11 protein-coding genes are annotated in these 11,859 nt (G+C 57.5%); 5 read left to right on the top strand and 6 right to left on the bottom strand.

The window, feature by feature from the left end:
- Positions 1-11: 11 nt before the first annotated feature.
- A complete protein-coding gene (gene rnd, locus AC0L8N_RS05250) occupies positions 12-1,091 on the bottom strand; it encodes a ribonuclease D (protein WP_473666512.1) in 1,080 nt (359 codons plus the stop codon).
- A gap of 79 nt (positions 1,092-1,170) precedes the next feature.
- Between rnd and AC0L8N_RS05245 the strand changes: the two genes are divergently transcribed.
- The 3 genes from AC0L8N_RS05245 (at position 1,171) to AC0L8N_RS05235 (ending at position 3,700) form a co-directional block, all read left to right on the top strand.
- Positions 1,171-1,668, top strand: a complete 498-nt coding sequence (locus tag AC0L8N_RS05245) for a hypothetical protein (protein WP_473666511.1) — start codon at positions 1,171-1,173, stop codon at positions 1,666-1,668.
- Between the two features lie 11 nt (positions 1,669-1,679).
- Complete coding sequence (mpl, locus tag AC0L8N_RS05240) at positions 1,680-3,041, top strand: UDP-N-acetylmuramate:L-alanyl-gamma-D-glutamyl-meso-diaminopimelate ligase (protein WP_473666510.1); 1,362 nt, start codon at positions 1,680-1,682, stop codon at positions 3,039-3,041.
- A gap of 74 nt (positions 3,042-3,115) precedes the next feature.
- The gene (locus AC0L8N_RS05235; protein WP_473666509.1) at positions 3,116-3,700 is read left to right on the top strand and encodes an LON peptidase substrate-binding domain-containing protein; all 585 of its coding nucleotides are present in this window, start codon (positions 3,116-3,118) and stop codon (positions 3,698-3,700) included.
- A 14-nt stretch (positions 3,701-3,714) separates the two neighbouring features.
- On the opposite strand, the gene hemL is transcribed toward AC0L8N_RS05235, so the two are convergent.
- Positions 3,715-4,986 carry a glutamate-1-semialdehyde 2,1-aminomutase gene (hemL, locus tag AC0L8N_RS05230; protein ID WP_473666507.1) on the bottom strand — a complete coding sequence of 424 codons (1,272 nt, stop codon included), beginning with the start codon at positions 4,984-4,986 and terminating at the stop codon, positions 3,715-3,717.
- Positions 4,987-5,111: 125 nt separating this feature from the next.
- Between hemL and AC0L8N_RS05225 the strand changes: the two genes are divergently transcribed.
- The gene (locus AC0L8N_RS05225; protein WP_068617331.1) at positions 5,112-5,276 is read left to right on the top strand and encodes a rubredoxin; all 165 of its coding nucleotides are present in this window, start codon (positions 5,112-5,114) and stop codon (positions 5,274-5,276) included.
- Positions 5,277-5,290: 14 nt separating this feature from the next.
- Here AC0L8N_RS05225 and AC0L8N_RS05220 read toward each other — a convergent pair whose 3' ends face one another.
- The 4 genes from AC0L8N_RS05220 to metK all read right to left on the bottom strand — a co-directional run bounded on the left by AC0L8N_RS05220 (position 5,291) and on the right by metK (position 9,599).
- Positions 5,291-6,202, bottom strand: coding sequence for a TraB/GumN family protein (locus AC0L8N_RS05220; RefSeq protein ID WP_473666505.1), 912 nt, complete (start codon positions 6,200-6,202; stop codon positions 5,291-5,293).
- Positions 6,199-6,930, bottom strand: coding sequence for a metallophosphoesterase (locus tag AC0L8N_RS05215; RefSeq protein ID WP_473670049.1), 732 nt, complete (start codon positions 6,928-6,930; stop codon positions 6,199-6,201). Before AC0L8N_RS05215 ends, AC0L8N_RS05220 begins: the two co-directional genes overlap by 4 nt.
- Positions 6,931-7,071: 141 nt before the next feature.
- Positions 7,072-8,385: an adenosylhomocysteinase gene (gene ahcY / locus AC0L8N_RS05210; RefSeq protein WP_473666504.1), complete on the bottom strand. Its 1,314-nt coding sequence runs from the start codon at positions 8,383-8,385 to the stop codon at positions 7,072-7,074.
- 56 nt (positions 8,386-8,441) lie between these two features.
- The gene (gene metK, locus AC0L8N_RS05205; RefSeq protein WP_473666503.1) at positions 8,442-9,599 is read right to left on the bottom strand and encodes a methionine adenosyltransferase; all 1,158 of its coding nucleotides are present in this window, start codon (positions 9,597-9,599) and stop codon (positions 8,442-8,444) included.
- A gap of 257 nt (positions 9,600-9,856) precedes the next feature.
- Between metK and tkt the strand changes: the two genes are divergently transcribed.
- Entirely contained in the window at positions 9,857-11,854 is a 1,998-nt protein-coding gene (tkt, locus tag AC0L8N_RS05200) for a transketolase (RefSeq protein WP_473670047.1), read from the top strand.
- Positions 11,855-11,859: the final 5 nt, after the last annotated feature.

Raw genomic sequence — 11,859 nt, 5'->3', positions numbered from 1 at the left:
GAAGGCGACAGCTAGTCGAGCATTTGCCTGATGTCGGTTCCAATCAGGTCTTCGCGCCAGCCGCGAAACACGCGTAGCTCACGTTCTCCGGAGAGTGCCGCCGTCAGTTCGCGGCGTGGCGCCAGCACCTCGGGCGGAATATCAATCTGCCTGGCGCGGGTCTGTACCACCTTCTGCAGCTTTTTCAGCAGTGCTTTTTCTTCTTCGTCGGGGCGGGACGGCGGCTGATAGTCGTCTTCACCATCCCTGGTAGCAACAATCATCGCCAGCAGCTCGTCGCCATTGCGTCGGACCAGTCCCGGCGAAATGTTGTCTATCCCGTTTAGCGCTTCGAGCGAATCAGGTTGTTTGCCGGCGATGTCCAGCAGCACGGTGTCGCGCAAGATCCACTGCCGCGGTTTGTTACTTTTTACCGCACGTTGTTCACGCCAGCTTGCCAACTCCACGGCAATACGACGGGCATGCCCGCGCATGTTCCGTGCGCCTTTGACCCGGTCAATCGCCGTATCCAGGTCAATTTGATAGAGCGCGGGGTCGAGGAGACCGGCGCTGTCCTCTTTAGCCCATTCCAGACGGCCAGTTGTCGCCAGTTTCTCGCACAGCTTTTCGTAAGCTGGCAGCAGGTACATGACGTCTTCAGCCGCATAGGAAAGTTCGGCCTCGGACAATGGCCGTCGGCTCCAATCAGCCCGCGTTTGCGACTTGGCCAGCTCAACGTCAAACAGTTCGCTGACAAGATTCGCGTACCCCATCTGCGGCGGGTAGCCCAACAACGCGGCGGCGACCTGTGTGTCAAAGAGTTCGCCCGGAAGCCGTCCTGCGGATTGCTGCACGACTTCAAGGTCCTGCCGACCGGAATGCAGTACCCAGGCTGGTTGCAGGATGGCATCCCAGAATGCTTGCAGATTGTCAGCAGGTAACGGATCGGCACACCAGTATTCCTGATCGACGGCAAACTGGACGAGACATAGCTGCGAAAAATAGGTTTTTTCGCGCATGAATTCGGTGTCGACAGCGATCATGCTTGCTCCGTGCAGAGCGTTACAGGCCGGTTTCGGCGTGGAGAGTTCTATGTATTGGTAGTCGGCCATGTTTCGCTGCAGGATAATTTCGATTCCACAGACTAACATGCGATGATTTCGCATACGCAATCATGTAATCAAGACAATCGTGCTGCTACTTCTGAAATCATTCTTTGACATCATCGCTCTGCGTCGTGGTCCGGAAACCATTCCGTCGTCGATGTACGTATTGTCATTTGCCATCGCATTGATGCTGGCGTCGTCGTACCCGGCATATCTGATTACGGCCAGTGAAGAGAGCAATTACGCCACGGCTTTTTTCGCCTATGGTGCTGGCATTTTGTTCTACGCAGCGGTGATCGTTCTTGCCGGTCGCGGGGAAAGAATGCTCGTTGCCATTAGCTGCATTATCGCCTGCGGCTCCTTGCTGACGATGGTCTTCGCGCTGGAGTTCGCTATTTTCGCGCCGCTGCTTGGGCGCGTCGAGGCGGGCGCGATTGCGTCTATGATTATTCTCTGGTCGGTTCCGGTTGAAGGCCACATAATGTCGAAAACTGTCGGCTGCCACTGGTTGGCCGGACTCCTGATCGCGATTGCCTCTCTCCTTACGCAGATCGGCGTGCAGGCAATGTTGGGCGACAGCTAAAGGCTGGATCAATGCACATTCATATACTTGGCATTTGCGGCACGTTCATGGGTGGCGTCGCTGCGCTGGCGCGTGCTGCCGGGCATCGGGTGACGGGCAGCGATGCCAACGTCTACCCGCCGATGAGCAGCCAGCTTGAGTCTTTGGGAATTGACATCCAGGAGGGCTACAGCGCCGATACGCTGACTGACAATCCTGATTGTGTAGTGATTGGCAATGCGCTCAGTCGCGGCAACTCGGCGGTTGAAGCAGTGCTTAGCCGTGGATTGCCGTACATGTCAGGGCCGGAATGGCTGGAAAAGTTTGTGCTGCGCGGACGTCATGTCATGGCCGTAGCGGGAACACACGGCAAGACCACGACGTCGAGTATGCTGGCGTGGATACTCGAGGACGCCGGTCTGTCGCCGGGCTTTTTGATTGGTGGCATACCGGCCAATTTTGGCAGTTCGGCGCGCTATGGCGATTCGCCATACTTCGTCGTCGAAGCCGATGAATATGACACGGCGTTTTTCGATAAACGGGCAAAGTTCGTTCATTACCGGCCTCGAACTCTTGTGCTCAACAACATGGAGTTTGATCATGCCGATATTTACCCGGATCTCGACGCGATACTCTGGCAATTTCATCAGCTTATGCGCACCGTGCCCGGCAATGGCCGAGTAGTGTTCAATACAGCGGACGCCAACCTGCGGCGCTTGCTGGACAGGGGGTGCTGGAGCCCCATCGAATCTTTCAGTCTGCAAGGGAACGCTGATTGGCATGCGGAATTCAGCGACGCGACTGGACGCTCGTTTGTTGTCCGGCATGGTGACGAAACGGCCGAAGCGGAATGGCAATTGTCCGGTGCTTACAACCTGGAAAACGCGATTGCTGCGATTGCCGCGGCTCATTCCGCAGGTGTGGCCATTGCTGATGCCGCAGCGGCGTTGTCGCGATTCGGCGGTGTGAAACGGCGACTGGAGCGTACGGCTGAGGTTGCGGGAATTTTCGTGTACGACGATTTCGCACATCACCCAACAGCTATTCGGCGCACGATCGACGGAATGAAAGCGCGTTACCCCGGTGAACGTTTATTCGTCGCCTTGGAACCGCGCTCTAACACCATGAAGCTCGGCGTGCACGACGAAGCGCTGGTTGCCGCACTCGGCGGGGCAGATCACGTTGCTGTATTTCGACCAGAAGGTGTTAGTGCCGGCTTTGATGCGGCGATGGCGGAACTGGGCGAACAGGTCGCTGTCTATCGGCAATATGATGAGTTGATCGCTGGTCTGAAGTCGCGCCTGCGCGCTGGCGACCATATGGTATTCATGAGCAACGGTGGTTTCGGTGCTGTGCGGCAGAAGTTGACGACGGCTTTGGAAACAGTGCCTTGAATACGCGAACGCAGAATTGCCCCTGGCAACTATACTGAGGGCGAATGACCATCGCGCCCGGGTAGCCCAGTCCTATGCAGATTCCACTGTTTCCCTTGCATACCGTCTTGTACCCGGAAGGCCCTTTGCCGCTGCGTATTTTCGAGCCCCGGTATCTGGACATGATCAGCAATTGTCTGCGCGAGGGGACACCGTTTGGTGTAGTGCAGATTCGTGCTGGCAGTGAAACAGGTCCTGCGTTGACTTTTGATACCGGCACGCTCGCCGAGGTCAGCGATTGGTACCAAGGCAGTGACGGCATACTCGGTATCACTGCGCTTGGGTCCGAACGATTCTTACTGCAATCGAGGGAGCGACTGTCGGATGGTCTGCTGCGCGGTGAAGCACAGTTGTTACCCGCCTCCGAGGCTTACCCTTTACCGGAAGAGTTCTTGCCGTTAGTGCAGATACTGGACGGCGTACTGGACGATCTTGGCCGACTGTACGTGGACCTGCCGCGTCGTTATGACGACGCGGTTTGGGTTGGGTACCGGTTTGCGGAAATCCTGCCCTTCAGCGCCCAGCAGAAACAGGATTGCCTTGAGATGAGTGATCCGTTGCAACGCCTGCAGCTGGTTCGTAGCGTGCTGCGCGACGCCCGTGGCGCCGAGCTCGTCTGACCCCCGGTCAGCGCTCAGGTCAGTGTTGGCATAACGGCTTCTGCTGCTTCCAGAGTGCGGGATATTTCGGCGTCGCCGTGAGCGGCCGATACAAACCCTGCTTCGAAGGCGGACGGTGCGAAATACACCTGACGTTCGAGCATCCCGTGAAAGAACCGTCGGAACCGATCGACATCTGCGTTGGCAACCTGCGCGTAAGTGCGTACCGGCGCATCGTCGGTAAATACGACACCGAACATGCCACCCACGGATTCACAGGCCAGAGGAATGTTGGCGCGGTCAGCAATGTCGGCCAGACCGTTCACGAGCGCGCGGGTTTTTTCTGCCAGTGCGGAATAAAAACCCTTCTGCTCAAGCAACGTCAAGGTCGCGAGTCCGGCAGCCATTGCCAGCGGATTGCCGGACAACGTACCGGCCTGATAAACCGGGCCGTCGGGCGCGAGGCTGTTCATGACCTCGGCACGACCGCCGAACGCCGCCGCGGGCATTCCACCGCCGACAATTTTGCCGAGTGTCGTCAGGTCCGGCGTGATGCCGTACAGCGATTGCGCACCGCCGCGGGCAACTCGGAAGCCGGTCATCACTTCGTCGAGGATCAGCAGTGCACCCGCTTCGGTACATTGTTCCCGCAACGTTTGCAGAAACCCGTCGACCGGCAAGACCATGTTCATGTTGCCGGCGATGGGTTCAACGATAACGCAGGCGATTTGATCACCGATTTCCGAAAACGCTTTGACAACGGCAGAGCTGTCGTTGAACGGCAGCGTCACCGTATGTTGCGCCAGCCCTGCGGGCACTCCCGGTGAACTTGGTACGCCCAGTGTCAATGCACCCGATCCGGCCTTGATCAGCAGTGAGTCGGAGTGCCCGTGGTAGCAACCCTCGAACTTAATGATTTTATCCCGGCCGGTGTGGCCACGCGCCAGGCGAATGGCACTCATGGTTGCTTCAGTACCTGAACTGACCATGCGGACTTTCTCAATCGACGGCATCAGCTCACAGACTTTGCGCGCGAGTTGGGTTTCCAGAACGCAGGGCGCGCCGAAACTCAATCCGTTGGCCGCGGTGTCCGTCACAGCGGCAATAACGGTGGGGTGCGCATGCCCGAGTATCATCGGTCCCCATGAGCCGACGTAGTCGATCAGTTGTTGACCGTCTTCCGTTTCCAGCCAGGCTCCGTGCGCGCGCCGCATGAATACCGGCTCGCCGCCGACGCCTGCGAACGCTCGCACGGGTGAATTCACTCCACCGGCAATGTACTTCCTGGCGTCGGCAAACAATGTCATGGTGTTCCTCTATTAGCGGTTGGGTTAGCAGGGCACGCATGCTACCGGAGCGCGGCAGGTGGAGGAAGTCCGGGATCGGCGCAGTGGTTGACAGCTAGTAGTGATCGCGACAAAGTCTCGGTGATATGAAAACCTACATGTGTCTTATCTGCGGGTACCTCTACAGTGAAGAAGAGGGTGATCCCGAATCAGGAATTCCGGCGGGAACCCGTTGGGATGATGTGCCTCTGTCGTGGCGTTGCCCGGATTGCGGTGCCGGCAAGGAAGACTTCGAAATGATCGAGGTTTAAGCGGCGAGCTGCGCCTACCGAATTGCCGGCTGGGCAATCTGCGTTGCGGCGTGTCCTCGCTCCCGCAGTAGCTCGGGTACGCCGTCTTCGCCAATCAGGTGCAGCGCGCCGACGATAATCAGGTAGTCGTCGCTTTCCTCAAGCAATAATTCAATCTGATTAACCCAGTTCTTATTCCGGGCGACGACCAGCTTTTCGTACAAGACCGGCTGTGCCTGCATATCGACCAAAATATTCTCTTCGAGCGTCGCTATGTCGCCGTCGCGCCAGGCAGCGACCAGCATGTCCATCTGCGCCTGAATCTCGAGTCCTTCTTCGAGCGTTTGCATGAGCAACGCGCGCTGCACATCAGCCGGTAAGCCGTCCAGCAGTTCCAGTTGCTCGCGCATTGTTTCCAGGCCGTGAATTTCTTTCGCGTCTGAAATGGCCCGTTCCATGAAGTGATTCTCAACCCCAAATGCAGGGTCAAATCCAATCCGCGTCAGCATCAGTTGTTCGATGGTGATTGCAGCCAGCCACGGTTCTGTTTGTGCGAGCAGCTCAAGCGGAATGGATGCCTCTGCCGCCAGCGTCACAGCCTGCGCGTAGCTCTCAGCGCCGAGCAGCGCAGCCAGACTGCTTCCCGCGGCGGCCAGGCCCAGTTCACTCGCCAGCGATTGTGCGGCGGCGGTGTCCAGGTCATCCATGTCGAGTTCCATGACCAGCGCTTCGGCGTCAGCGTAAGCGTCGTAGATACCTGCAGGTAAAGGGTAGTCCGACTGTCGCAACAAATGCACCGAGCCGAGCAGGTAAACCCGATTGCTGTCGCCGTCGATACGCCACATTGGCAGTTTGGCCTCGTCGCCAATAGCCGGCGCCACCAGTAACAAACCGAATACGAGTCCTATCAACGTCGTTAACGGCGCACTGTGCTGCAATCTTGTCATGTATCTACCCAGATCAATTCAGATTCGATGGAGCCATCGGAGTTTAGTTCCACTCGACGGTAAGCGGGTGGTCGACTGTCGAGGGCGAAGTCGTCGCTGCCGGGAAGAAACTGGCGGCAGGTTGACGGTGTGCCGATTATGCGCAAGCCGTTTTGTTCTGCGTCGAATGCCTGATGTATGTGGCCGAACAGGCAACCGCGCACCTTGCCCAATGAAGACAGTGCGTCCAGAAATTCGGTGCCGTTGTCGAGGCCAACACCATCCAGCCACTTGCTGCCGACGGGCAGCGGGGGATGATGCAGGCATACCAGTACGTATTTCGCTGAGGTTGCAGCGACGAGGGTGCGGAGCCTGTCAATCTCCTGGTGTGCAACGTGCCCGCCCGCACTGTCTTGCTTGCACGAGTCGATGCCGACGACCAGCCACTGTTCGTGCTCAAAACTGCCGCAGTAATGAAATGGTTCTGCAGTGAGTGTTTCCCGCATGTAAGCGTGTATGTCGTGATTGCCGGGCAAGCAATAAACAGGTAAGCCCAGTGAAGAAAAGTGTTCCTGAAAACGGACGTAGGCGTCGCGGCTGTCGTCTTGTATGAGATCGCCGGTCATGGCAATCATGTCAGCAGGCCAGCCTGCATTGCGCACGTGGTCAAGTACGGCAGTGAGCGAGTCGTGCGTCACCGTGCCGCGCAAACTTGCTGCCGGGTCGGCGAACAAGTGTGGATCCGTAATTTGCAGGACCCTGACGGAATGTCTTGATGGCTGATTAACGGCAGGTCTCGCTGAGCGCGGAAGGCGCGGACATCAGCATGATAGCCTGCACTGGAAAAGCAGGCCAGTTCCCGTCTGGAACTGGCCTGCTGTCTAACACGCTTAGTAGCGGTAGTGCTCCGGCTTGAACGGTCCGTCCTGACTAACGCCAATGTAATCGGCTTGCTCGTCTGTCAATTCGGTCAGATTTGCGCCAATGCGGGCGAGATGCAATCGCGCAACCTTTTCGTCCAGGTGCTTCGGCAGAACGTAAACTTCGTTCTTGTAATTGTCGGCGTTGGCCCACAATTCGATCTGCGCGAGTACCTGATTGGTGAAGGAATTCGACATGACGAAACTCGGGTGACCGGTGCCGCAACCAAGGTTCACAAGTCGGCCTTCGGCGAGCAGGATAATGCGCTTGCCGTTCGGGAAGATGATGTGATCAACCTGTGGCTTGATGTTTTCCCAGTCGAATTTCTTCAGGTAGGCAACATCGATCTCGTTGTCGAAATGGCCGATGTTGCAGATGATCGCCTGGTCTTTCATGCGCTCCATCTGCGGGCCGGTGAGGATGTGGTAATTGCCGGTAGCGGTGACGACGATGTCGACCTGATCAACGACGTCGTCAAGCTTGACGACCCGGTAACCTTCCATGGCGGCCTGCAAGGCACAGATCGGATCGATTTCCGTAATCCAGACTGTCGCACCCAATCCACGCAGCGACTGTGCTGAACCTTTGCCGACGTCTCCATAGCCGCATACGAGTGCGACTTTGCCGGCGATCATCACGTCGGTTGCGCGCTTGATGCCATCGACCAGTGACTCGCGACAGCCGTAGAGGTTATCGAACTTGGACTTCGTCACAGAGTCATTGACGTTGAACGACGGGCACGCGAGGCTGCCGTCTTTCTGCATGTCATAAAGGCGCTTGACGCCGGTCGTGGTTTCTTCTGACAGGCCACGCACACCCTTCATTATTTCCGGATACTTGTCGTGCATGAGCTGGGTCAGGTCACCGCCATCGTCCAGCAGCATGTTCGGCTGCCAGCCGTCCGGGCCGTTGATGGTCTGTTCGACACACCACCAGTACTCGTCTTCCGTTTCACCCTTCCAGGCGAACACGGGTACGCCGCTGGCCGCAATCGCTGCGGCTGCGTGGTCCTGTGTTGAAAAGATATTGCAGGACGACCAGCGAACTTCAGCGCCGAGCGCTGTCAGTGTTTCGATCAGAACGGCCGTCTGGATTGTCATGTGCAGACAACCCGCAATACGTGCACCTTTTAATGGTTGTTGCGCGCCAAACTCGTCGCGCAATGCCATCAGGCCCGGCATTTCAGTTTCCGCAATGGCAATTTCCTTGCGGCCCCAGGCAGCGCCCGAGATGTCAGCGACTTTGTAGTCCTGATTCTGGATGGCAACAGCTTCGCTGCTCATGAAACTCTCCTAGTTGATTCGTGCAATTTCGTGCAAAAGGGTAAGTTCGATCTCGTTCAGGCTGCGGCGCTTCGCAGTGCGTCGGCCCGGTCCGTACGTTCCCAGCTAAGATCCAGATCTTCCCGGCCAAAGTGACCGTAAGCAGCTGTCGGCTGGTAGATGGGTTTAATCAGGTCGAGCATTTTCAGGATGCCGTAAGGGCGGAGGTCAAAATGCTCGCGCACCAACGCCGTCAGTTTGTCTTCACTGACTGTGCTGGTGCCGAATGTGTGCACACTGATCGACGTGGGTTCAGCGACACCGATGGCGTAGGACACCTGAATTTCGCAGCGCTCGGCGAGACCCGCAGCGACGATATTCTTCGCCACGTAACGGCAGGCGTAAGCAGCTGAACGGTCGACTTTCGAGGGGTCTTTGCCGGAGAAGGCGCCGCCACCGTGCCGGGCTGAGCCGCCGTAAGTGTCGACAATAATCTTACGGCCGGTAAGGCCGCAGTCACCCATTGGTCCGCCGATCTCAAAGCGACCGGTTGGGTTGATGTGGTACTTCGTGTCATTGCTCAGCCACTCGGCAGGAATAACAGGCTTGATGATTTCTTCCATGATTCCGTCGCGCAAATCTTTCATGCTGATATCGGCATGGTGCTGCGATGACAGAACAACGGCATCGATGGATACGGGTTTGTTGTTCTCGTAGCGGAACGTCACCTGACTTTTCGCGTCCGGACGCAACCAGGACAACGTGCCGTTCTTGCGAACTTCGGCCTGCCGGCGCACCAGTCGATGCGCGAAGGTTACGGGGGCAGGCATCAATACGTCGGTCTCGTTAGTCGCGTAACCGAACATAAGGCCCTGGTCACCGGCGCCCTGAGATTCAGGATCGCCCCGATCAACGCCCTGAGCGATGTCCGGTGACTGTTTGCCGAGCGCATTGATCACTGCACACGAGGCACCATCGAAACCCATGTCCGAGTCGGTGTAACCGATATCGATGACTGTTTTGCGCACCAGCTCTTCAATATCTACCCAGGCAGTGGTGGTAACTTCGCCGGCAACCATGACCATGCCGGTCTTGACCAGCGTTTCACAAGCCACGCGTGCCATCGTGTCCTGCTCCAGTATGGCGTCGAGTACCGCGTCGGAAATCTGGTCGGAAATCTTGTCAGGATGTCCTTCGGACACCGATTCTGAGGTAAACAGGAAAGATTGGGTCATTGCGCTCACATTGTCTTGAAAAAACCGGGCGGCATTGTACCCCAGCCGGTCCCGCAGGTACCACGAACGATTTGTAACTCCCTGTAACCATTGTTGGGATGAGCAACGCGGACGATGCTCACTTGCGGCTTTAGAGTTAAACAGGGAAAATGCGCCAGCCTGTTTTGCTGCGCCAGTCGCAAAATCAACTATAACGCCGGATCGTCGGCCAAGCCCAGAGTCCAATGCCACTAGAAACTACCTCCAGGAACGTTGCGCTGCCAGCGCGACGCGACCTCGCAAATGCAATTCGAGCCCTTAGTATGGATGCCGTGCAAGCGGCCAATTCCGGCCACCCCGGAGCCCCGATGGGCATGGCGGATATCGCGGAGGTTCTGTGGAACGACTTTCTTCGACATAATCCGGCGAACCCCGAATGGATCGATCGCGACCGTTTTGTTTTGTCAAACGGACACGGGTCGATGCTGCTGTACAGTCTGCTGCATCTGACGGGCTACCCGTTAAGCATCGACGAGATTCGCAATTTCCGGCAGTTTGGCTACCGAACCGCCGGCCATCCCGAGCGTGAGGCAGAGCTCGGCATCGAAACCACGACCGGGCCGCTGGGGCAGGGCATCGGCAATGCCGTCGGCATGGCGCTGGCGGAAAAAATGCTGGCTGCGCAGTTCAATCGACCGGGTTTTGAGATCGTTGATCACAGGACCTGGGTATTTACCGGCGATGGTTGCCTGATGGAAGGCATTTCCCACGAGGTTTGCTCGCTGGCCGGAACGCTGAAGCTCGGCAAACTCGTTTGCCTGTATGACGACAACGGCATTTCAATTGATGGCGAAGTGGCCGGGTGGTTCTCGGACGATACTGCTGCTCGTTTTCGTGCCTACGGCTGGCAGGTCATCGACAACGTCGACGGCCATGACAGCGATGCGCTCAACGCCGCGATTGCCGAAGCTGTGGCTGATACCGATCGCCCCACAATCATCTGCTGTAAAACCGTCATAGGTTTTGGTTCACCGAACAAACAGGGAACAGCGAGCACGCACGGCGCGCCGCTCGGTGCCGATGAGATTGCGGCGACCCGCGAAGCATTGGGCTGGAAATCCGCTCCGTTCGAAATTCCCGAAGAAATAGCAAACGCGTGGGATGGGCGGGACAAAGGCATGGCGAGCGAGCAAGCCTGGAATGAGCTGTTTGCACGCTACGAAAGTGAATTTCCGGAGCTGGCAGCCGAGTTTTTGCGCCGTCAACACGGCAAGCTACCTGATACGTGGAGCGATTTCGCTGCCAGCAAGATTGCGGAGATCGATGAGGCAGGCGCCAAAATGGCAACGCGTCAGGCATCACTGCTGGCGCTTAACGCCTTTGCCCCGGCCTTGCCGGAGCTGATCGGCGGCTCCGCCGACCTGACAGGCTCCAACCTGACCAAACACGATGGCTCCACGGTGGTGACTGGTGACGACGCGTCTGGCAACTATGTAAACTTCGGCGTGCGTGAATTTGGTATGTCCGCCATTTGTAACGGTATGGCATCGCACGGCGGCATCATTCCCTATTCCGGTACTTTCCTGACATTTTCTGACTACGCACGCAACGCACTGCGCATGGCGGCGTTGATGGACTTGCGGAATATATTTGTCTACACCCACGACTCGATCGGTCTGGGCGAAGACGGTCCGACGCACCAACCGGTTGAGCACGTGGCCAGTTTGCGGCTCATGCCGAATATGCACGTGTGGCGGCCATGTGACACGGTTGAAACCGCGGTAGCGTGGCAGGGTTCGATAGAACGAAGCGGCGGACCTGCGAGTCTGGTGCTGACGCGGCAGGGTTTGCCGCACCAGCCGCGCAGTGTTGAGCAACGCGCCAATATCGCCCGTGGTGGATACGTTCTTAGCGATTCGGACGGCACGCCGGATCTCATAATGATCGCGACCGGTTCGGAAGTGGCGCTTGCCGCTGAGTCTGCCATTGTCCTGCGCGACAGCGGCGTGAATGTGCGTGTTGTGTCGATGCCGTGTGTGGAAATGTTTGACCAGCAATCGGCGGACTACCGTGAAAGCGTATTGCCGGCCGCTGTAACGGCACGCATGGCGATCGAAGCTGGCGTTACCGAGGGTTGGTGGCGATTCGTCGGTACAGCAGGCAAGGTCGTCGGCATGGATACGTTCGGCCAGTCGGCACCGGCAGAAAAATTGTTTGAACATTACGGATTCAGCGTCGACAACGTCGTCTCGGTTGCCCGGGAATTGCTGGACTGAAACTG

Source organism: Woeseia sp. D3-10 (genome assembly GCF_055809415.1).
The sequence above is the reverse complement of the archived record's forward strand: the minus strand, read 5'-3'. Positions and strand labels throughout refer to the sequence as shown.

Bases quoted from the DNA above. Each gene is read 5' to 3' on its own strand.
- rnd (WP_473666512.1), bottom strand. From the start codon at position 1,091: ATGGCCGACTACCAATACATAGAACTCTCCACGCCGAAACCGGCCTGT.
- mpl (WP_473666510.1), top strand. From the start codon at position 1,680: ATGCACATTCATATACTTGGCATTTGCGGCACGTTCATGGGTGGCGTC.
- AC0L8N_RS05235 (WP_473666509.1), top strand. From the start codon at position 3,116: ATGCAGATTCCACTGTTTCCCTTGCATACCGTCTTGTACCCGGAAGGC.
- hemL (WP_473666507.1), bottom strand. From the start codon at position 4,986: ATGACATTGTTTGCCGACGCCAGGAAGTACATTGCCGGTGGAGTGAAT.
- AC0L8N_RS05225 (WP_068617331.1), top strand. From the start codon at position 5,112: ATGAAAACCTACATGTGTCTTATCTGCGGGTACCTCTACAGTGAAGAA.
- AC0L8N_RS05220 (WP_473666505.1), bottom strand. From the start codon at position 6,202: ATGACAAGATTGCAGCACAGTGCGCCGTTAACGACGTTGATAGGACTC.
- ahcY (WP_473666504.1), bottom strand. From the start codon at position 8,385: ATGAGCAGCGAAGCTGTTGCCATCCAGAATCAGGACTACAAAGTCGCT.
- metK (WP_473666503.1), bottom strand. From the start codon at position 9,599: ATGACCCAATCTTTCCTGTTTACCTCAGAATCGGTGTCCGAAGGACAT.